The sequence below is a fragment of the Paenibacillus sp. IHBB 3054 genome (assembly GCF_051594305.1).
In the GTDB taxonomy this organism is placed as follows: Bacteria; Bacillota; Bacilli; order Paenibacillales; family Paenibacillaceae; genus Paenibacillus_AQ.
On sequence record NZ_JBOFBG010000024.1, the window covers coordinates 17,739 to 38,310 of the forward strand.

15 protein-coding genes and 2 pseudogenes are annotated in these 20,572 nt (G+C 44.4%); 4 read left to right on the forward strand and 13 right to left on the reverse strand.

The window, feature by feature from the left end; genetic code table 11:
- Positions 1-3: 3 nt before the first annotated feature.
- The 9 genes and pseudogenes from ACQ76X_RS22755 to ACQ76X_RS22795 all read right to left on the reverse strand — a co-directional run bounded on the left by ACQ76X_RS22755 (position 4) and on the right by ACQ76X_RS22795 (position 11,136).
- A complete protein-coding gene (locus ACQ76X_RS22755) occupies positions 4-1,542 on the reverse strand; it encodes an ABC transporter substrate-binding protein (protein WP_438496042.1) in 1,539 nt (512 codons plus the stop codon).
- A gap of 156 nt (positions 1,543-1,698) precedes the next feature.
- On the reverse strand, positions 1,699-3,288 hold the full coding sequence (locus ACQ76X_RS22760; RefSeq protein ID WP_438496043.1) for a response regulator transcription factor: 1,590 nt from the start codon (positions 3,286-3,288) through the stop codon (positions 1,699-1,701).
- A 39-nt stretch (positions 3,289-3,327) separates the two neighbouring features.
- Positions 3,328-5,010 carry a sensor histidine kinase gene (locus ACQ76X_RS22765; RefSeq protein WP_438496044.1) on the reverse strand — a complete coding sequence of 561 codons (1,683 nt, stop codon included), beginning with the start codon at positions 5,008-5,010 and terminating at the stop codon, positions 3,328-3,330.
- Positions 5,011-5,173: 163 nt separating this feature from the next.
- Positions 5,174-5,983 (reverse strand): alpha/beta hydrolase, encoded by an 810-nt coding sequence (locus tag ACQ76X_RS22770; protein WP_438496045.1) that lies wholly within the window; start codon positions 5,981-5,983, stop codon positions 5,174-5,176.
- An 18-nt stretch (positions 5,984-6,001) separates the two neighbouring features.
- Positions 6,002-7,471 (reverse strand): sucrose phosphorylase, encoded by a 1,470-nt coding sequence (gene gtfA / locus ACQ76X_RS22775; protein ID WP_438496046.1) that lies wholly within the window; start codon positions 7,469-7,471, stop codon positions 6,002-6,004.
- Between the two features lie 13 nt (positions 7,472-7,484).
- Entirely contained in the window at positions 7,485-8,441 is a 957-nt protein-coding gene (locus ACQ76X_RS22780; RefSeq protein ID WP_438496047.1) for a carbohydrate kinase family protein, read from the reverse strand.
- Positions 8,442-8,629: 188 nt separating this feature from the next.
- A pseudogene (locus ACQ76X_RS22785) lies at positions 8,630-8,776 on the reverse strand (ABC transporter permease); the annotation flags it as partial.
- Positions 8,777-8,860: 84 nt separating this feature from the next.
- Positions 8,861-9,910: an NAD(P)-dependent alcohol dehydrogenase gene (locus tag ACQ76X_RS22790; protein ID WP_438496048.1), complete on the reverse strand. Its 1,050-nt coding sequence runs from the start codon at positions 9,908-9,910 to the stop codon at positions 8,861-8,863.
- 38 nt (positions 9,911-9,948) lie between these two features.
- Complete coding sequence (locus tag ACQ76X_RS22795; protein ID WP_438496049.1) at positions 9,949-11,136, reverse strand: MFS transporter; 1,188 nt, start codon at positions 11,134-11,136, stop codon at positions 9,949-9,951.
- 230 nt (positions 11,137-11,366) lie between these two features.
- Here ACQ76X_RS22795 and ACQ76X_RS22800 point away from each other — a divergent pair, with 230 nt between their 5' ends.
- The 3 genes and pseudogenes from ACQ76X_RS22800 (at position 11,367) to ACQ76X_RS22810 (ending at position 13,796) form a co-directional block, all read left to right on the forward strand.
- The gene (locus tag ACQ76X_RS22800; protein WP_438496050.1) at positions 11,367-11,918 is read left to right on the forward strand and encodes a TetR/AcrR family transcriptional regulator; all 552 of its coding nucleotides are present in this window, start codon (positions 11,367-11,369) and stop codon (positions 11,916-11,918) included.
- 111 nt (positions 11,919-12,029) lie between these two features.
- The gene (locus ACQ76X_RS22805; protein WP_438496051.1) at positions 12,030-12,791 is read left to right on the forward strand and encodes an aldo/keto reductase; all 762 of its coding nucleotides are present in this window, start codon (positions 12,030-12,032) and stop codon (positions 12,789-12,791) included.
- A gap of 170 nt (positions 12,792-12,961) precedes the next feature.
- Positions 12,962-13,796 (forward strand): annotated as a pseudogene (locus ACQ76X_RS22810) (AraC family transcriptional regulator N-terminal domain-containing protein).
- Positions 13,797-13,809: 13 nt separating this feature from the next.
- On the opposite strand, the gene ACQ76X_RS22815 reads toward ACQ76X_RS22810, so the two are convergent.
- From ACQ76X_RS22815 to ACQ76X_RS22825, 3 genes are all read right to left on the reverse strand, one after another.
- Complete coding sequence (locus ACQ76X_RS22815; RefSeq protein WP_438496052.1) at positions 13,810-14,880, reverse strand: GDSL-type esterase/lipase family protein; 1,071 nt, start codon at positions 14,878-14,880, stop codon at positions 13,810-13,812.
- A 159-nt stretch (positions 14,881-15,039) separates the two neighbouring features.
- Positions 15,040-15,858 carry an alpha/beta fold hydrolase gene (locus ACQ76X_RS22820; RefSeq protein ID WP_438496053.1) on the reverse strand — a complete coding sequence of 273 codons (819 nt, stop codon included), beginning with the start codon at positions 15,856-15,858 and terminating at the stop codon, positions 15,040-15,042.
- A 141-nt stretch (positions 15,859-15,999) separates the two neighbouring features.
- Complete coding sequence (locus tag ACQ76X_RS22825) at positions 16,000-16,755, reverse strand: AIR synthase related protein (protein WP_438496054.1); 756 nt, start codon at positions 16,753-16,755, stop codon at positions 16,000-16,002.
- 254 nt (positions 16,756-17,009) lie between these two features.
- On the opposite strand from ACQ76X_RS22825, the gene ACQ76X_RS22830 reads away from it, so the two are divergent.
- Positions 17,010-17,756 (forward strand): EcsC family protein, encoded by a 747-nt coding sequence (locus tag ACQ76X_RS22830; protein WP_438496055.1) that lies wholly within the window; start codon positions 17,010-17,012, stop codon positions 17,754-17,756.
- A gap of 32 nt (positions 17,757-17,788) precedes the next feature.
- Here ACQ76X_RS22830 and ppsA read toward each other — a convergent pair whose 3' ends face one another.
- Positions 17,789-20,404 carry a phosphoenolpyruvate synthase gene (ppsA, locus tag ACQ76X_RS22835; RefSeq protein WP_438496056.1) on the reverse strand — a complete coding sequence of 872 codons (2,616 nt, stop codon included), beginning with the start codon at positions 20,402-20,404 and terminating at the stop codon, positions 17,789-17,791.
- Positions 20,405-20,572: the final 168 nt, after the last annotated feature.

Genomic DNA, 20,572 nt, shown 5'->3' on the forward strand with positions numbered 1-20,572 from the left:
GTTTTATTGTTTCTGCTCGGCAATCCACTTGTCCAGCTGCTCTTGCTTGCTGTTGATGATCGCTTCCGCTCCTGCGTCTTTCAGTGCGCTATTGAATTTCGGAATAATCGTATCCGGGTCAATCGATCCGCTAACCAGAGCCGGCAAGTATTGACTCACTACATTATTCACAGCGCTGACCTGGGTTTTTACTTTGCTTTGATCAAAGATAAAACCAAAATAAGGTGATCGTTCTGTATCCTTATTTTCCTTCAGCTTCAATTCCACATCCGACCAGTTAATCCCCTCAAATTGATACTGGAGAGACTCTGAACCCACTATTCCGGAGCTTAGCATCGCAGTATACGCTACCGTATTGGCATCCTTGCCTTCCGGGAATTTCACATGATGCTCATCGACCTTCAGATAATCCTCACCCTCGATTCCATACAGGATCGTATTGATCAAATCTGTATCTGAATAGAGCAAATTCAGGAACTTCACAGAGGCTTCGGGTTCCTTCGAGGTGCTGGATACCATCCAAGTCACGGAATTCACGGCACTTGTGTCGAAATAGAAAGGAGCAATCCGTTTGGTCTCCAGTGTCTTACCGGCTTGGGCACTCAATGTTTTGCCGACTTCCATGCCGCTGTAGCCCCCAATATAGGAGAAGCCGCGTCCGGAAGAAATCATCTCCATCGCTGTAATTGTCGTAGTTGCGGTATCCTTCTGCAAGTAACCTGTTTCGAACCAATCTCTCATCATCTGGATTCCGTTCTTGAAGATATCTGATTCATAGAAATTTACGACCTTGCCGTTATCTCCGATCACAACACCGACTCCGGTTGTATCCGTAAGGTAATCCACCTTGCTTGCACCCTTCATTAGATTCACAAGCCCTGTGTCCGTTGGATTTACATTGATCGGGCCGAACGGAACAACATCTGGGTACTTCTGCTTAACGGCCGCAAAGACAGCAGGCAAATCCTCTACGGTTTGGATATCAGCAGACGCAAGGCCCGCAGAGGCCAGCATATCGGCGTTGTAGATAATATTTGTTGGCAAAGCCATCCCTTTATTCACAGGAATTCCATAGATATGTCCATCCATCGTTGTAGCCTTGAGGATGTCTGAACCGAAATCTTTCTCCAGAATGGCTGTCATTTCTTTTCCGTGTTCCGGAAGAAGCTCTTCTAGCGGAGCTACCTGGCTTTTCGACACATAGTTTGAGAACTGTCCCAGCGTGGTAAAGACATCCATTTTCTCACCGCTCTGCAGAGCCAGGTTGACTTTCTGTGCATAATCAGCTGGGCCGTAAATACGAAAATCAACCTTTACACCAATCTTCTCTGTTGTGATTGCATTAATCGCTTGGTTCACCTTGCTAAGGTCATCCGGAATCCGGTTGAATGACGGCAAGGCAAACACAACTTCAGCAACTTTAGCATCTGCTGGATTCCCCGAATCTGTTGCTGTATTCGAATTGTTGCTGCAGGCCGAAAGCATGGAGCCGAATAATGCGGTTGACAACAGCAGTGTGCCTATCCCCTTTTTACTTTTCATGATGATGCCTCCTGTTCTATGTTTTCGCTTTCATTGTACTTCTTTAAAGGAATCCGGGGCTTTCAATAAGACGGTATGTTTTTTTGAAAAACCGTTCTGAAATGCAGTCTCCGCATACAAGAAACTCCGCTTTCCCAAGGAAAGCGGAGTTTCTTGTCATCGGGCAGATTTATGCCTTGAGCGATAGGCAATCGGTGTTTCTCCTGTTAGCTTTTTGAAGACCGTAGAGAAGTAAGAGATTGTATCAAATCCGGTTTCCATAGCAATATCGCCAATGTTGGCTGTACTCTCAATCAGCATCTGCTTAGCTGCATTGATCCGATGGTCGTTTAGATATTCCTTGACAGTCTGTCCCGTCTCATTTTTGAAGACCTTGGCCAGGTAATCCGCCGTCAGATACACGCTTGCAGCGACGTCTTCACGGCTGAGGTCTTGTCTGTAGTTTTCATGAATAAAGCGCTTAGCTCTATCGACCACACCTTCGGACTGCAGCACTTCTTTAATAGAATCCACTGTTTTGTCTGTAAGCGCCTGTGCCCACTTCATGAAGTCAAACACACTACTTTCGGCATGCTGGGCCAATTGCTGGATCACTTCATCTGCAAAGAGCCGATGCGCCTGAATATGCTGTCTTGAGAGAAGGGAATAGACCACTTGAAGGAAGTCCTCCCGGATGGAATGAAGTGTCGCTGAATCCAGCTTATTCAGGTTTGTCAGCATTTCCAGCTCTTTCTTCAGCCGATTCACAATCTGCACTTTCTCCTTTTGGACAAACAGCAGGGTGAACATCTCAATATCAAGGGTAAAGCGTTCCGTAGTCGTATCGTAATGGAAGGGCTCATTCTGAAAATGGACTTTCCCTCTGAAAATGAGGTTGGATTCATCCAGCAGCTCCAGCTCCGCTTTGATCTGTGAGAGTTCAGGGACAGCCTTTTTCTCACTAAAGTAACAGGTAGCCGTACACTTCAGATATTGCCTGCACATGAGAATGATATTCTCCGCACTGCTCTTCAGCCATTGCATATCAATGGTACTCTCGACAAGGATGGCATTGTAGAACACGTTATTGGTTTGATAGGCAATCATTCGGCCAGCACATACCTGACTGATAAGAATTTCGGAAATCAGGTTAGAGAGTGCGTAATGAAATATACTCTCGTTCCACTCCCTCTCGATCTGGGAGGGTGGAACACTAACGAGACACAGAATGTAGTCGGTATGGACGGACAAGGCTAATTCCCGTTTCTGCATTTCACTTTCGATCAGGTTGATTCTGGGAGAAATCGCAGCCGTCAATACATCACTCCAGAATCCTCTTTCCACCAGATCTTTATTCTTCAGCCAGGCGAGCCCCAGTTTGCTGTATTCACCCATCAACATCCTTTTCTTCAACAACTCGATGGACTTTCGAAGTGCAGCTTCCAGTTCCTGCTTATCGAGCGGCTTGACTAAATAGGAGTCGGCATTATACGAGATTGCCTTGGAAGCGAAATCGAAGCTCTCATGACAGGTTAAAAAGATAAACCCTCCTTCATACTGGCGCGCTCTGGCCCACTGGATCATATCAATCCCGGAGCCTCTTGGCATTTCGATGTCGCATATAATCAGATCGGGCTCACCGCTGTCAAACAATTGCTTTGCGTCCTGTATATTATAAGCACTCACCACTTCGGTAAGTCCCAATTCACGCCAGTTAACAATATCGAGAAGAGCCTTAACCGTTGGTATATCATCATCAATCAGCATACAACGCATATGTACCTCCTATAACAACTGCCGGTCTGCTTATTGTATTGGTATCCATAATTCCACTCTTGCCCCAGTCTCCCCTGCATTGGACAGCTTGAGCAAGTCATCGCGTTTGTAGAACAGTTGGAGTGTCTTTCGAATATTGGCAATCCCGACCTGACCCCCATCCTCCGTCATCCCTCCGATTTCCGACTTCTCCAGCCACTCGGAAGCGAATCCCCCTCCGTTATCCTCGATTACAATTTTGACGAATGGACTCCCGTCTCTATCCTCTGGCCCGACACGGATAAAAATCGAAAGCATCTCCTTGTAGAACATCGCGTGCTTGAACGCATTCTCAACGAAAGTCTGAATCATGAATTGAGGAATGGGCACCTCGCGGACTTCATCGTGGATTTCTGTCATGAAGAACACTTGATCTGGATAGCGGATTTCCTGCATCCGGATATAATTTTCGGCGTGCTTAATCTCTTCTTCCATTGAAACTTCCGCAAGTCCTCCCTTAAACATATAACGAAGATGCTCGGACAGACACTGAATCATCCGTCGGATTTCTTCGTTCTTATTCTGATAGGTCAGACTGGTGATCGTTGAGATCGCATTCAGAAAGAAGTGGGGCCGGATCTGCATTTGCAGAAATTTGATCTCCGCACGGCTGGTTTCGAGCTGTTCTTCATAGGACTGTATCTTTAGACTTCTAATTTCACTGACCATGGACTCAAACGCATGGAACAGCTTCATAAACTCTAGAGAATATGGATCACCCCGGGGAACCTGATACTCCATCTGCCCCTGCTCCACTACTTTGGCAGCCTTCACCAATTCGAGAATTGGCCTTAGCACATCCCTGGTTAAGAAACGCAGTACGAGCGGTACAATGATGACTGAAAGAATGCCTAACAAGGCGAAGCTCCACTGTATCAGCTTAAATCCCGAGAACAGGCTTCCCTTGACTACCATATTGGTGATCTGTCCAAATTCTGCAATCGGTTCGGAGATGATCAGAAAGTTACGCTGATGCGCGCTGGTTAAGCTATCCAAGTTAGTGTCGGATTCTTTTAGTACGAAATTGTTAGCGGATAAAATGATCCCCTCTGTGCTGCTCAATACATACCGATTCTGATCGTTGCCCCCTCGGTTAACCATCGATAACAGCGTGTCTGCTTTAACTAACGTTCCGAAGCTGACACCTGAGTACGTGATTGATTTGAACAAATAATACTCGCCATGGATCCGCAGGGTATGCCATCCATCCGCTTTACCTGAAGGCCCGGAACTGAACCCGTCATGATTGAGATAATCGACCAGGGCAAGTCTGTCACCCGAAGGAATCCGGCTGCTGAACTGCTCGAGCACAAGCCCACCGGGAAGAGTGACAAACATGCCATCGCTGGAATAATCGTTCGACATTTTAGCCATAAGGGAATTTTTGAGCTGTATGGCTTTGAAGTACCGGCTGGATTCATCCAAGTAGGCAAAATTCACTGCTGCATCAATATTATTATTGAACACCTCGGTTAAATCTTTGGTGAAATTGTTGAAGTTATTATGGATGTTAGCCTGATATATGGCAAGCGTATTCCGCGAACTTGTAAGGGCATTGCTTCTTACTACCTCCAGGGAGTACATATTGCTCAGAACAAGAATAGACAGCAGGATCGCAAGAATCACTGTAATCTGCACTGAAAACTTAAATACGATACTGTTTGTCCGAATCATACCCTAACTTCCTCCCTGGAATTCAGCATGCCCCTGAGCTGATCCTTTTGTGATCGGAGCCCAGGGGCATAGGTGTATTCGACTTTCAATTATATAGAATGAATTTGAATTTTTCTTAAATGCTCCGCCACTTTCCCCTTTTCTTTATATTATCAAGTTCAATCTATGCAGTTTCCTCAGCCGCCCACTTCAGTGCAGCTTCAATGTGCTTATCCCAGTAATCCCAGGTATGTGCTCCCGCACCTTCCACATAGAGATGCCCGGCCTGTTCCTGTTCAAGGAATTCATGGAACCGGCGGTTCACGTCCAGCAGGAAATCTTCAGTCCCGCAGGCCATATAAATTTCAGGCAGCTTGAGACCCTTCTTCTTCAATCCATGAACAAGGCTTTCCGGGTCTTTGTCACTGCCAAGCAATTGAGTCAGATCCCCAAAGGTGGAGATGTAGTATTTATAGCCGGCTATACCGTCATAGTAATCAGGGGCCATATTCGCAATTCTATAAGGAATCAGCGCCGAGGACAAGGCAATAATACGGCCGAATTGCTCCGCATACTTCAGACCGTTGCGGATCGCACCATAACCTCCCATGGACAAGCCACCGATGAAGGTATCCTCGCGTTTCGTTGACAACGGGAACAGCTTGCGCGTGAAATCGACCAGCTCCTCACCGATGTATTCTCCGAACCATTCGTCCCTGTTCTCATCATCCACATAAAAGTGATTCTCGCCGGCAGGCATAAAAACCGCAATCTGATATCTGTCCGACAGTTCCCTGATCCGTGAGAAATTCATCCAGTCGTTATGGCTTCCTGAAAAGCCGTGCAGAAGATAAATGGCCTTCAAAGGTTCCCCCGCCTTTACCGGTTGTCCCAGTCCTTCAGGCAGATCGACCGGCAATAGTGCATTGAAGGTCACTTCTCTGCTCAGACATTTCGAATGAAAGTTTATTTGCAGCGTAGCCAAACTAATCACTCCTTAACCAAATTCAGATTAAACCTGATACGTAGCAAACATTCCTTTTTCATCCAAATATTCGATAACAGTATGATACGTCTGCAGGTTGATGAATAACATGCAATGCTTGCCGTCCTTTTCCCACAGCAACCTGATCTCATCCGGTCCAGCATCCAGCACCTGAAACGCTCCATCGAAGGCACTGAAAGTATTACGGAAGCGGATCAGCTTCATAAGCCGTTGTACGACTTCTTGCTCCAGTCCTTGCTCTATTTCCTCCACAGAATAATTATGGCGGTTGATTTCGCGCCCTTCGCCTGTTTTTTCTACTTGCGCTACGTCATTTTTGCCGGCTAATAAGCCTACATAATACACCTGCGGAATGCCTGGTGTGAAGAATTGTATCGCCCTTGCTGCAAGATAAGCATCGTCGTCTTCGTTCAGCGCACTATAATACGTACAGCGAATCTGATGGACATCGAATCCGTCTGCAGCCTTATGCTCTTCAGATAGAATGCGGCTCAGATTTGCACCTCTCTGCACACAGAGATCTACTAGCTCCCGGCTTTCATCCGTATCGATCAGATCATCCAGATCCGGTTTGACAGGGATACCGTCGTGGCAGTCAAGCATAGTGAACTGCTTATGAGGCCGGGTCTTCAGATAGGCATATAGCTCAGTATTGGACTTGGCCGTTAGCGCCTCCAGTATCCGATAAGGCAGAATGAAATCGTATATCCAGCAGCCGTATTCCGATAACTTATATTGAATACTATAATGCGCATGAACCTCGGGTAGCAACTCAATATCCTGCGAATCCGCGATTTCTTTGATCCAGTCGAGAAAATCGTAAATTTCCGGCTCTACAAAAAAACAACTAGTGCCCAGCTTCTTGATGACATACCCAACGGCGTCGAGCCTAACAATTTTGACGTTTTGTTTCTTGAAATTCTCAAAAAATAACTGCAGTAGCTTCCGGGTAAGCGGCGAATGGATATCCAGATCTATTTGCTCAGAAGGTTCTGTTTTGCCAAAGGTCGTCCAGACCTTCTCTTCCTCATGGCTCCCGCTTATAGAAAAACTTGAATACGGCAAGGGCCTGCGCAGAAACATTTTGTCTACATCCGCTTGAACAGGCTCCCCGTCACTCCAGATTTTGTCCAGTGTTATAAATAAATCAGCAGATTCAGAAGCCCTGCCTTTCTCCAGAAAATCTTGAAAATAAGCCGATTGCCTGGAGATGTGATTGACCATCAGGTCTACCAGCACATCAAACTGTTCCCCTATGGACCGGATATCTTCCCATGTACCGAAAGCCGGCTCAATCTCAAGGTAGGTGAGCGGAGCAAATCCCCGGTCCCCGGAGGAAGGAAATGGAGGAAGGATATGAATGCCGCCGGGAAAAATATCCGTGAAATGCTTTTGAAGTATTTCTCCCAGCACCTTCAGATTTCCCCCCATGGAATCGGGATAAGTAATCAATTGGACTTTATTTTTAATAGGCATAGTATATTACCTCCTACAAATTGTAGTATTTCTGGATGACCTCAAGTTTGGGAAGATCCACTACAGCTCCCATGTGTTTCAGCTTAAAAGCACTTACGGCGAAACCCAAACTTAAGGCTTCCTGCAATGTATATCCTTTAATGGCAGCTGTATAAAAACCGGACCAGAACGAATCCCCGGCCCCCGTAGTATCGACGATATCCGTGGCTAAGGTCTCGAAAATTCTCGTCTCACTTCCATTTGAGACAATGGCCCCGTTCTCCCCTAACGTCAGAATGACCAGCTTGACGCCAAGCTTAAGAAATTTCTCCAGCTGCCGAAAAGGAGTATCTTTACCAAATAATCTCTCGGCATCATCCTCGGATGGCTTGATAATATCCACTCTAGAGATTAAGTTTTTCACATACTGTACGCCATCTTCACCCTTCTGCCAAATTCCAGAATGATAGTTGGGATCGAAGCCTATCAGCATTCTCTGTTCTCTCGCTTCTTCAATAATCCGTTCTATAGTTTGCCGGGAAGGAGTTTTGGATACGGGCCAGCAGGAAAAGTGAACTATTCTGGAAGTTTTCAAAGCTTCATCAAGAAAAGGAGTATATTCCAGATGATAGTCTGCACCGCGGTAAAAAATCGGAGTCGGAGTCGATTTACTCTTTGACACCACCACCATGCTCGTGGAATTGGGGTTCCGCTGAATGCCCTGCGTCTCCAGTCCTTCCCCGCGAAGCCGGTCCACAAGAAACCCGCCGAAGCCGTCCTCGCCAACTGCAGACACCATAATGGAGCTGATTCCAAGCTTCCTTACGTTAATCGCAATATTCGAAGGAGAACCTCCCGGGAATTTTGTATATCCAGCAGACTGAAAAGTGTCATCATACTCATTGGAGATCATGTCAACGAGCAGCTCCCCTACCGCCAGAAGGTCATTGGCTTTATTTTCAAAAATCAGCTTATCCTGAAAACCAATCATATAATTGCCCCCTTGCTTTATATAAAAGCATTTCACTATAAGTTTAGCCGGACACCCGGGACGATGGCTTCAAGAAATCAGTTCTTTTTTTACAAAAAAACGGCCTAAGCCACGTAAAAAAAGCGACTTATCTGCAGATAAGTCGCTTTCTAAACTAAACTATGATTGGACAAGCTTCCGTTGCGTCCGCTTCCCCACTGACGTCGTGCAGATAGTCCAGCAATTGCTGCGACCCAAGTTAGTGCCAGAGTAAACAATGTGAGTATGCCCGCAACCGCCAGCCATGAGAGCACTCCTGCCGATGTGCGAAAACCCATAATTAATGCAACAAGTATGTATGATAATTTACCCGTTAGGTCTTTCAAAAAAAGAAGCACACCAGTAGGCGTGCTTCTTATTGCTGCTTAGCTGTAATTATTTTATTCATTCCCCATTGTACTGATGTCGATCACAAATCGATACCGGACATCGGAGGCTAATACCCGTTCCCAGGCTTCATCAATCCGATTAGCAGAGATCACCTCAATTTCAGGGGCAATGCCGTGTTCAGCACAGAAATCAAGCATCTCCTGCGTTTCACGAATCCCGCCGATCATTGATCCGGCAAACGACCGGCGATGACCGATAAGTGACATTACATTTACCGGCAACGGTTCCGCTGGCGCCCCGACATTGACCAGCGTACCATTCAATGCCAGCAACGACAGGTAAGCATTGATATCAATTTTTGCACTCACAGTATTAATGATGAGGTCAAACGAACCGGCCAATTGCTTAAACGTTTCCTTATCACTGGTTGCATAATAGTAATCTGCACCAAGCTCCAAGCCGTCTTCTTTCTTCTTCAATGTCTGTGATAAAACAGTAACCTCTGCCCCCATAGCATGAGCAAGCTTCAGAGCCATGTGCCCAAGTCCGCCAAGTCCAACAACAGCTACCTTCTTGCCTGGTCCGGCACCCCAATGGCACAGCGGTGAATATGTCGTGATGCCGGCACAGAGTAGCGGAGCTGCAGCATCCAGCTCTATGCCATCCGGAATTCGAACCACAAACTCTTCGGTTACGACGATGTGGGTGGAATAACCGCCTTGCGTATATTGGCCATATTTGTCTAAAGCTCCATAAGTGCCCGTCATTCCATTGAGACAATACTGCTCTTCTCCCTTATGGCAATTCGTACACTCTCCGCAGGAGTCGACCATACAGCCTACCCCTACACGGTCGCCGACGGCAAACTTTGTGACTTCTGCACCAATCTGAGTGACGATTCCGGCAATCTCGTGTCCTGGAACAAGCGGATAGTTAACCGGTCCCCATTCGCCGCGGGCGGTATGAATGTCAGAGTGGCAAATCCCGGCGTACTTAATCTCAATGAGGACATCATGTGGTTGAAGTTCTCTCCGCTCTATGGTAGTCAGTTTGAACGGACCTTCCGGACTAAATGTAGCGCGTGCATTAACAGTTAACATTGTAGTACCTCCTGCAATAATAATTATTTTAATGGAATCTAAGCTGGATAATGTTCCTTATCTGAAAATTGTTTAGTAGGAGCAACCGCAAAATTTCTTAGTAAAATAGCTACCACACTCAGTAGCAATGAGAGAATTCCGACCCATACGACATATTTAGTACCCCAGCCTGATATAAATACTCCGCCTAAGGCAGCCCCAAAAGTTGTTCCTAAATTTGCGGAGGTTAAAAATAAACCATTGGCGAAATCAGGGGCCTCAGGTGCTGCAGACATTATCCAGTATTGATTGAAGTTGCCTCCGATCCCTGCTAATACCCCCCAAATTACAGTAATAATAGACATGGGTATACTGAACTGGCCAAATAGGAAAAATACAATGTAAAGAGTCCCTAGTAAGAAAGGAAAGGCTATAATTGATTTCTTCGCATATCTGGTTAGCAATTTCCCGGCGATTACATTCCCGATCATATTGGCCCCGCCGAATAGAATTAATAATAAACTGATGGAATTCGCAGACATATGCGTAACGGTATTCAGATATTCAGCTAAGTAACTATATACTCCAAATACGGCTGAGTTCAGTAAGATGACCGTTACAATGGATAGCCAGGTAACTGATTTTTTTAATACCCTTACTTGTAATCCATAAGAGAGCCTTTCTTTAACAGGCATTGAGGGTATGAATAATATTGTAGCCATAAGCACCACAGCATTAATAAAAGCAAAGAATGCCATCGCCATTTCGACAGAAACGGCAGAAGCTATAAAACTCACGATGGGTACCCCGACGACCATCCCTGCAGATACTCCAATAAAAACCTTTGAAACAGCTTTTGGAACGTCCTCCTTGCTAACCGAGGCTGCAGCCACCGAAAAAGCCATGGAACAGTAAATCGGATGAAAAAAAGCCGGGATTACGCGAGCGATTAATGCAATTGTAAAGTTTGTTGTAAATATGGATACGATGTTTCCTAGAAGAAAAACACCAAGCACAAGCAGCATGACCTTTTTCCGGTTCATTCCTGAAAACAATAAGGGCATGGTCGGGCCGGATACCGCAACAGCCAGTGCAAAACCACTTACGAGCAGACCTGCTTGAGATACACTGACATTATAGTGGTCCGCAAGGGCGGGCAAGATCCCGATCACTCCCATCTCGGTGTTGATGATTCCGAAAACTCCTGTGGTTAATATGAAGAGTAATAAAAGATTACGTTTGGCCAAGAAAACAACTCCTAACTTTAACCCATTCCTTCTTTAGCTTCCCCGTAATCGAGTGAAGTGGACAAAATGAATTTAGAATGAATAAACAACACAATTTGTTTAATCGACATTCATCTATTATTATAGAGGCGAGAAGCGTACATTCAATGGTCAAAAATTATCGATCTGTTGAGATATCAACAGATCATTTAAAATTGTTGATTATGTTAGAAATTTAGGGGGAAATAGTGATGGCAAAGCTGGACCGGAGAATTCAGAAAACACAGGAAGCTTTGAAGAATGCGGTTATTGAGCTGATGGGTGAAAAAGATTTCGATAATATCACCATTCAGGACATCGCAGACCGGGCTAATCTAAACCGGGGTACCATTTATCTGCATTATCAGGACAAATATGATTTGCTAGACAAGCTAATTGAGTCACAAATCAATGAAATAGCAGAGATGGATAAATGGGCATGTGATGAAGACTGGATGGATGCTTTTATTCCTTATTTTGAATATTTCAAGCAAAACCATTTGTTCTTCTACACCATGTTAACCAGTAAAGGGGCAGGTCCGTCCTATTTTAGAACCCGGCTTCTTGCTCACTGTATAAAAGGATTTCAAAGTGAGATTGATAAGGAGAGCGGTAAAAATAATAATTTAAAGGATGATGTAATTCTGCAGTATGCCGGAACCGCTTATGTAGGCGTAATTGAATGGTGGATCATGAATGGGATGCCCTATCCGCCGCAGGAAATGGCCAAACAAGTGGGGGCTTTATTAGAAAGAAGTCTATGACTCCTAACAACAAAAGCGAGCTATTTAATGAGATGAGTAAAAGGATTAGGCAATGATATGACATGAATGATATAACGATTCCTTTATCATCTGGAGCATAATAAGTATGTAATGGATAAGCGTTACCGATTGAGAAACTACAATTCTAAACTTACCGCTGCCTCCTATCTGAATGAAGAAGCCGTTGGCAGAGCGATCAAACGTAGCGGCATTGCAAGAGATGAGTTATTTATCACTACGAAGCTTTGGGTTCAGGATACTGGTTATGAGCGCACGAAGAAAGCGTTTGAGAATTCACTCAATAGATTGCAACTGGATTATTTGGATTTGTATTTGATTCATCAGCCGTTTGGTGATGTGTATAGCTCCTGGCGCGCGATGGAGGAATTATACCGTGAAGGAAAGGTCCGTGCAATTGGCGTAAGTAACTTTCATATGGACCGCCTAATTGATCTAATTATTCATAATGAAGTCGTTCCTGCCGTAAATCAGGTTGAAACGCATCCTTTCAATCAGCAAATCGAAAGTGAAGCATTCATGAAAGAGAACAAGGTACAAATCGAGTCATGGGCGCCTTTTGCTGAAGGAAAGAATAACCTTTTCCAGAATGAGCTATTGGTATCCATCGCTGAAAAGTATAATAAATCTGTTGCTCAGGTCGTCTTACGCTGGTTAACCCAAAGAGAGGTTGTAGTCATTCCGAAATCGGTTCGCAAAGAAAGAATGGTCGAAAATTTCAGTATCTTTGACTTCCAATTAAGCGAAGAAGATATGAATGCGATTATGGCGTTAGACACGAAAGAGAGCTTGTTCTTCTCCCACCGCGATCCTGAAATGGTCAAATGGATTGGTAACCGTAAATTAGATATCTGACAATCTTAAGATACTAAAACAAGAGCAGATTGCATAATTGCAGCTGCTCTTGTTTCGTTTGGTGGTTTTGTCTCAGTGATAGGATTGTTATCCCGCCTATTCCTGCACAACGTTATCTATAACGATTACTTTTGATCTATAATCGAGAAAAGAAAATTGGAGGAATCATCATGTCGGAGGAAATCCTTAATCAACAAAAAAAACTGGCAAAGCTCATCGAGCAATTTTCACCGAAAGATGGAGTGTTTGAGACAGCTATTCCCAATCTAGCTATAATCCGATACTCCGAAGTATCTGAACCTGCGTACAGGGTGTATAAACCTTCTTATTGCGTTATTGCTCAAGGGTTAAAAGAGGTGCTCTTGGCTCAAGAACGATTTGAATACGGATCAGCAGATTATTTGATTGCTTCCATGAATTTGCCTGTAGTCGGCCAGATCATTAGAGCTTCCTCTGAAACACCTTATCTGAGCATTAAATTAGAATTTACACATGACCAGATTTTAGAGGTTATCAACGAGGCTAACGTTCGCACGGTGCCGAATGACAATGCAAAGCGTGCCCTGTTTGTAGGTCAGATGGAGCATTCCTTAATGGATGCGACGCTAAGACTCATTGAATTGCTGAACCGGCCAGAGGACATCCCGTACCTAGCTCCACTATTTACAAAGGAAATTCTTTATACCCTTCTGAAGGGGCCTTACGGTGTTACACTAGGTCAAATAGCAATGGAAGGCAGCAATACCTATCGAATCAGAGAAGTAATTGATCACATTACTACAAATTTCAATCAATCTATGCGTGTTGAAGAGCTTGCCGAAGCGGCGAGTATTGCTCTCTGAATCTGCAGAAGCTGCTGAAGTTGCTTTCCGGGTCGGTTATGAGAGTTCTTCCCAATTCAGCCGTGAATATTCCCGTATGTTTGGTTCACCTCCAAGATCCGACGTAAAACAATTAAAGGAAATATACGACCCCGCTAAAAGTATCGTTTTCTTAGGGGACTAATGTTTTACATTTTTCACCACTTCATAAGCTCTTTGATTTGAGCAGTCAGTTTATTCGCCGCTTTACTATGAGTAGCTTGAGACGGGTGGAAGTCGGCGGCGTAGCCGTCAGCTGCCAGCTGCTCGTCAAACTTCATTGCGGTAATATTGCTGTCGGCTGTTTCCCGGCTATACCCGCTAACAGCTTGTTCGACATAAGGATACAGTCTATCCCCCATAATCCCCAGCGTACACAGAATTGAGGCATGAGGATTGTTGCATCTGACCATTTTTAGAAATTCAATATACTTCCGGGCATATTCTGCTTGCTTACTGGCTTCCTCTTTGGTATAGGAATCATCGTTCGTTCCGAGGTTAATGATAATCAGATCAGGCGCAAACTTATTGAAATCCCAGTGTACGTCTTGGGGCAGTAGTGTACCATCAAATTCCCCCTCAGACTTGCCCACTTTTTCATAGTAATCCGGGATAAGATGAGTGGTAAGCTTTTGATCGTTTTCCGTGTAGCCTGTGATGATGCCGTATCCGCTGTATGAAACCATGCTATAGTCAGCCTTAAGCTGCTGAGCTGTCAGGTAGGCATAGGTTTTTGTGACATCTTCCGTAGCCGTGGAAAAAGAATGCAGCTCGTATTCATCATCAACGCCATAGCCGCAGGTAATGGAATCGCCGATGAATTCAATTGTATGTAATTTTGGCGGGGTTGGCTTAATGCCATCCGCAGCATCGACAGCGATCTCTTGAATCCCAACTGTTGACATCGCAGCCTCTGATAGTTTAATAACCGTTACCGTTATATCCTGCACAGTATCGCTTTCAAATACAGTATACGTTTTAGTCGGTGTGTCCAGTTGATCGTCAATTACCCGTTTGCCGTTTACGCAGATGCCAATTCGAGCCAAGTTATTACCGGTTGAGGCGATAGCATCACCTTTTAATGTAATCTCCGCTTTTCTGCCATGGAATGAAAATTCCACACCGCCGCCTGAGAGAGCCAGCCACAGTACTTCGTTGTAGTAGTGGGTCCGCCCGATGATCTTCACATGTTGCTCTGTTGCTTTAAACACTTGAGTTGTTGATGACATAATGTACCTTCTTTCGCAGCTTGTATATCAGTAACAGTAACAAAGGCACTTTCTATTTTCAATAAGTTGCTCTAATTTAGATGGGGAGTAATCGCAGGGGAAAGGATATTTGTTTCTTCCATTGACAAGCTAATGTTAGTTCAACGGATTAATACACAACTAAAATCCAAACTCTGTTACTCTTTCAAGCCATTCACGCATAAGCGACTCAAATAATAGAGCCTGTTCAATCTGAAGATTATGGCCTGCTCGGTCTAGAACGGCAAAGGTTGCTCTAGGATAATTGTCTAAAATTCTAAAAGCATCTATGTAACCAACGACAGCATCTTGTCGCCCAAGAGTAAATACTGTTGGTTTATCGAAAACTAATTCATCGATATTGGTGGAAAATCCATAATTTCTTTGAATCTTGCTAAGAAAATCGTAGTCAGCGATTTTACAACCTGCCACTATCTCTTCAGAATACCTTTTCCAATTATATTCATTGAGAACGACTTGATTGGCGCTAAAATCACTTATTTGCTCTTCACTTAAGGTGTCCATAAACTCGCGATCACGATGAACAACAAAATGCTCGGGAAGTATTCTTCTTTTGTGTTCAGGAATTATTAATGGACAAATCAGTGCAGCACCACCAATACGATCTTTATGTCTATTAATTATTCCTCTTGTAATATATCCACCGTATGATTCGCCTGCTATGAGATAATCTTGGTTTGGGACAAGAGTTTCAATAAAATTTATAACTGCTTCCAGCATATCATCTGAATTACATATTTGATCGTAATCCTTTGTTTGTCCCATTCCAGGCAGGTCAAGATAGATACGACGCCAACCGGGGATGTCTTCAAATATCGGTTCCATACACCCACTCATTAACCGATGGTCTGGTGTAAAACCATGGATCATTATAATCGGTTTACCTGTACCAATTTCCTCATAATATATATTGGCATTCTTGACTTTACAATATGGCATACAGACTCCTCCAATTGAGCTATTTATAATGTGCTTGTACTAAAGAAAAATCTACATTGCTTTATCGAGCAAACCAGATATCCTCATCTATTATCTTAAATACCATTATGGGATTCCCTCACATCATTGTTACTTTCTCTATCACCTGAGGGGGAGCAAACGACCGATAATATCCATTTCGCCGCCAATTTCGGATTGGAGGCGTTCAAGCTTTTCCTCTGCCGCTGAAAAAATCACCGCCGTCGACGGGCCTCCTGAGGCATTCAGCTTTTCTGTGATCCCTGGAACTGCCTGAAAAATGCAGCCGTTCAGCTCTGCCAGAAGTCCTGCTTCATACCCGGCCCCCTTAGAGCCGACCGGATGAATCTCATGCACCTCAGGCGAGGCTACAAGTGACTGCAACTGCCGGATACTGCATACTCTTGCCTCTTGTTCCAATACTGCGCTTCCGATCAGCGGTTCCCCTAACATAACCACACAGTCTCCGGCAACCGACCGCATCAGCTTCAGCCGTTCCTCATCGGTTTCCCCGATTACGGTAATCCCTACGCCGGTCTGGCACGATTTGAAATTGTCTTCCGTGCTGCCGTTCAAATGAGCCTCCGTGAGTCCAGCTTCGTCCAGCAGCTTTTGTACCCCGCGGATAATTTCGCTCCCTGTCGGATACTTTTCCACAGCTAGGGTATCCACTACGGTAAGAATGTCCGCGCCCACGGACAGAACTTCCATAACCGCAACTCTGGCTGTATAATAGCCGACTATATCTGGCGGAGTCTGCACAGCATCCATTGGCTTGTTCCCGATACTTGCGCTGGAGTCACAGCCTATGACCAATAAGCGGCTCCCCGCTCTTCGCACTAAAGTTAAATCGCGAATTTTTTGTATTGATGGTTTCATTTATTGCAATCCCCCTGACAACTTTGTAAGCATTGAAGTTCGGATTTTTCAATCCTGTTATATTTGTGATTATGAAAATGTTCGATACTATGGCCAAAGAAACCTTTAATGGCCTTTGAGTTGAACAGTTCCTTCTTATCTATCCTGTATGTGATGCTGGACTTTAGTCGAGGTCCGCTACCTACCGCGGTCTGTTCCGAATCACGGAGATATTCGTTACAATATGGCTATGTCTTTTGGAGGAGCGATTGATCATGAATTACGAACATAAAGTACAAAGGGAAGTTGCCAACTGGGAACAAAAAATGTTCAAACCGCCGGGATGGCTGGAAAAAACATCGAAAACAATCGGCAATCGAATAAATCATTTAATTCCCCCGAAGGTGCATAACATCATTACGACCACCATACGATCAATCGTGCGTACGGCATTGTTCGGTGCGGAATATACGCCTCGCCGTCCGGTGCAGAGCACTCTAGGTCTGGAGTCTGCCGATAAGGAAGCGAAAGAGTTGTTTGCCTTATATCAAAAAATAGCGGTTGCCGAAGGCGCTGGAACGGGAGCTGGCGGCATTATGCTTAGTATGGTAGACTTTCCAGCCTTAATTGCGATCAAAATGAAATTTTTGTTCGAGCTAGCGCATGTTTACGGTTATGACACCAAGCACTTCTCCGAGCGGGTATTCATTCTCAAGGTATTTCAAATGACCTTTTCGGGGCCGGAAAACCGTGCCAGGTTGCTCTATTCCATCACGCATTGGCATATTGAAAAGGAACAGTGGGTCTCCGACGCCGAATACTCGCGGAATATGGACTGGGAGACATTTCAGATCGAGTATCGTGACGCCATTGACTTCCGGAAAATGCTGCAGATGGTGCCTGGAATCGGTGCTGTCGCAGGCGCATTGGCGAATTACACCATTCTTGAGGAGCTGCGTGAATTCGCCATGAACGCTTACCGCCTGCGCAGATTGCACGATGACTTCGAGGCTTTGGGTTGATCCTCTCTCTGTCGCCATATACATTCAAGCCATTACAATATTTCGATATACCCTTCTGTTCCATGCACGCGAATTTGTTGCCCATCTTTTATCAGTTTGGTAGCCTGCTCCACTCCGACAACTGCTGGTAAGCCATATTCACGTGCGATAACTGCACCATGGGTCATCAGTCCGCCTACTTCGGTGACTAGGCCTTTTATGGATACAAACAATGGTGTCCAGCTAGGGTCAGTAAATGAGGTGACTAATATATCTCCATCTTCTAGATCAGCATCTTCCATGGTTAAGATGACACGTGCCCGCCCCTCTATAACTCCGGAAGAAACAGCTAGACCTACAATAGCTTCGGCTGGCAGATTTTCTCGTTTGTACTCACCCGAAATGATTTCCCCGTCAGACGTGATCACACGTGGTGGAGTTAGTTTTTCATAAAATTTGTATTCGTCTTTTCGTTTGCTGATGATCTGGTAATCTAGTTTGTTTGTGCGTACGACTTCGTGAAGTTCTTCAAAAGTGAGGTGGAATATATCTTCCTTTTCATGAATGACGCCCGCTTGTACGAGTTGTCCCGCTTCTTTCAGTAGAGCCTGCTTATAAACAAAGTAGCGGTTAACCATGCCGTATTTGGGATATTCCCGGTAACCGATGAAATTTCGGATGAGGTCGATCATTCGTTTTGTTTCTTTGGCTTTTTGTTCACCATCCGGTAATTGCTTCAATCGATCTAATAATTCTTGTTCTTTTTTCAAAGCTTCCTGTCGCCCTTGCTCAAATTTCCGGTGGCTGGCATTAGGCTCAAAGTTTTTGATATTACCAAGAATTATGGGGACAAGTGTAATTGGTTTTTCACTCCAACGAGTTCTCGAAATATCGATTTCACCGGCACATCGCATTCCGTATTTGCCCAGATAAGCATAGATAGCGTCTTGAGTTTCCTGTCCACCATCAAACTTAACCAGTTCATCCAAAAAATGTTCATCTTTTACATGTTGTAAATAATCAATGACTTCCGGATAAGGACGAATCACATCTGCGACATCCAATAGCGCCAGACCCATTTCCGAAGTAATGTTGTTTGGTACAGATTGAGAAAGCGTATCTGCTGCGTTTTTTTCACCTAACCACTCGTACATTTTTTCATTGATCCATGCTGAAGCATCCATAGCAGTCATAAACACCGCCGTACTTTGTGGGTCAAATAAGATCTTCTTTAATTGGGCGATATCTTCCAGGATAAAATCAAACAAATTCGATCCTGATTTCGTTCGGATGTTTTGTTTCAACTCTTCTATCGATGTTTGACTACGCTTAATCAAATCTGAAACGATGGTCGGATCGTTTTCGATTGGTGCTTGAAACCCCGCAGACGAAATACCTTTATTGCTTTTACCAATACTCTGTTCTTTTTTATCATTTGGTAACGATTTTATAAAATCTCCTCGCTCAATTATGGTCATAACTGCGTCTTTTATGAGCGGATCGTGTTGTCCCATGGCATTTAATAAATTTTCTCTGCTATCAGGTGAAGCCAGATTAGGTGTGATATCAACAAACAACCTTCCACCAGCTTTTCGCATAGGTGCAGGAGTAATTAACAGATGAAAAGACAGTCCCAATGGTTTCATGGGATCAGTCATCATTTGTTGATGGCCGACAGATACGTAAACGTGATTCTCTTGATCATTTGCTTCAGGAATCGGGAATAAAGTAGTGATTGGCCGGCTCTGGACGATATAAAAGGTATCATGGTCCAGACACCATTCGATATCTTGTGGACAGCCAAAATAAGCTTCGATCTGTCTTCCGATCCGTGCCAGCTGTAAAATTTGTTGTTCAGTAAGTGTTTGAGCCTTTTGCTGATCGGGATCGAGCTGCCGGGTTTCAGTGCCGCCTTCTGGTAGTCCATAGATAGCCAATTGTTTGGTTGATATGATCTTATCGACGATTTCCTCTTCCTGTACTTTATAACAATCGGGAGAGACCAGACCAGAAACCAGTGCTTCTCCGAGTCCAAAACTGGCATCGATGGATAGCAGCTTCCTGTTATTGCTAATCGGATCAGCGGTGAACAATATCCCTGAAGCCTGCGGGAATACCATCCTTTGAACGATCACGGATAAATAAACTTGACTGTGATCAAATCCATTCTGCATACGGTAGATTACTGCTCGGTCCGTAAATAGCGAAGCCCAACATTTGCTGATATGCTGCAGGATGGCTTTTTTGCCGATGATATTTAAATAGGTGTCTTGTTGACCCGCAAAAGAGGCATGCGGCAAATCTTCGGCAGTCGCACTAGAACGTACTGCAAAGCCATGCTCTTCACCAAGCTGGGAGAGAAAGTGAGTTACTGCTTTCACAACATCGGAAGGAATTTCTGCTTCCATAATGAGTTGTCGAATCTTCCGGCTGATTTCACCAATTTGATCCCGATCTTCTACTTTTAGCATGGTTAACCGACTGAGCAAAGCAGAATACGTTTCGTTTTGTGCGATGGTTTTTTGATATCCCGCTGTTGTAACACAAAATCCTTCGGGTACTTTTATTCCTTCTATTTTTGATAATTCCCCTAAATGGAGCCCTTTTCCGCCAACGAGCAAAAGCTGCATATTGTCCACTTCCTGAAATCCGAGAACCATAGAACTCATTTAACATCTCTCCTAACCATTAAATTGAGAAAAAAACATTTGACAAGAGTTCACCGGCATGGTACATTTAAAATGTAAGATGAGATATTAATGTCTATACATATTATAAAAGACGCAGACTGATTATATCATCGTGTCTGTTTATATGCAATATAGAAGAACCTGATA

Bases quoted from the DNA above. Each gene is read 5' to 3' on its own strand.
- ACQ76X_RS22755 (WP_438496042.1), bottom strand. From the start codon at position 1,542: ATGAAAAGTAAAAAGGGGATAGGCACACTGCTGTTGTCAACCGCATTA.
- ACQ76X_RS22760 (WP_438496043.1), bottom strand. From the start codon at position 3,288: ATGCTGATTGATGATGATATACCAACGGTTAAGGCTCTTCTCGATATT.
- ACQ76X_RS22765 (WP_438496044.1), bottom strand. From the start codon at position 5,010: ATGATTCGGACAAACAGTATCGTATTTAAGTTTTCAGTGCAGATTACA.
- gtfA (WP_438496046.1), bottom strand. From the start codon at position 7,471: ATGCCTATTAAAAATAAAGTCCAATTGATTACTTATCCCGATTCCATG.
- ACQ76X_RS22780 (WP_438496047.1), bottom strand. From the start codon at position 8,441: ATGATTGGTTTTCAGGATAAGCTGATTTTTGAAAATAAAGCCAATGAC.
- ACQ76X_RS22790 (WP_438496048.1), bottom strand. From the start codon at position 9,910: ATGTTAACTGTTAATGCACGCGCTACATTTAGTCCGGAAGGTCCGTTC.
- ACQ76X_RS22800 (WP_438496050.1), top strand. From the start codon at position 11,367: ATGGCAAAGCTGGACCGGAGAATTCAGAAAACACAGGAAGCTTTGAAG.
- ACQ76X_RS22805 (WP_438496051.1), top strand. From the start codon at position 12,030: ATGGATAAGCGTTACCGATTGAGAAACTACAATTCTAAACTTACCGCT.
- ACQ76X_RS22815 (WP_438496052.1), bottom strand. From the start codon at position 14,880: ATGTCATCAACAACTCAAGTGTTTAAAGCAACAGAGCAACATGTGAAG.
- ACQ76X_RS22820 (WP_438496053.1), bottom strand. From the start codon at position 15,858: ATGCCATATTGTAAAGTCAAGAATGCCAATATATATTATGAGGAAATT.
- ACQ76X_RS22825 (WP_438496054.1), bottom strand. From the start codon at position 16,755: ATGAAACCATCAATACAAAAAATTCGCGATTTAACTTTAGTGCGAAGA.
- ACQ76X_RS22830 (WP_438496055.1), top strand. From the start codon at position 17,010: ATGAATTACGAACATAAAGTACAAAGGGAAGTTGCCAACTGGGAACAA.
- ppsA (WP_438496056.1), bottom strand. From the start codon at position 20,404: ATGAGTTCTATGGTTCTCGGATTTCAGGAAGTGGACAATATGCAGCTT.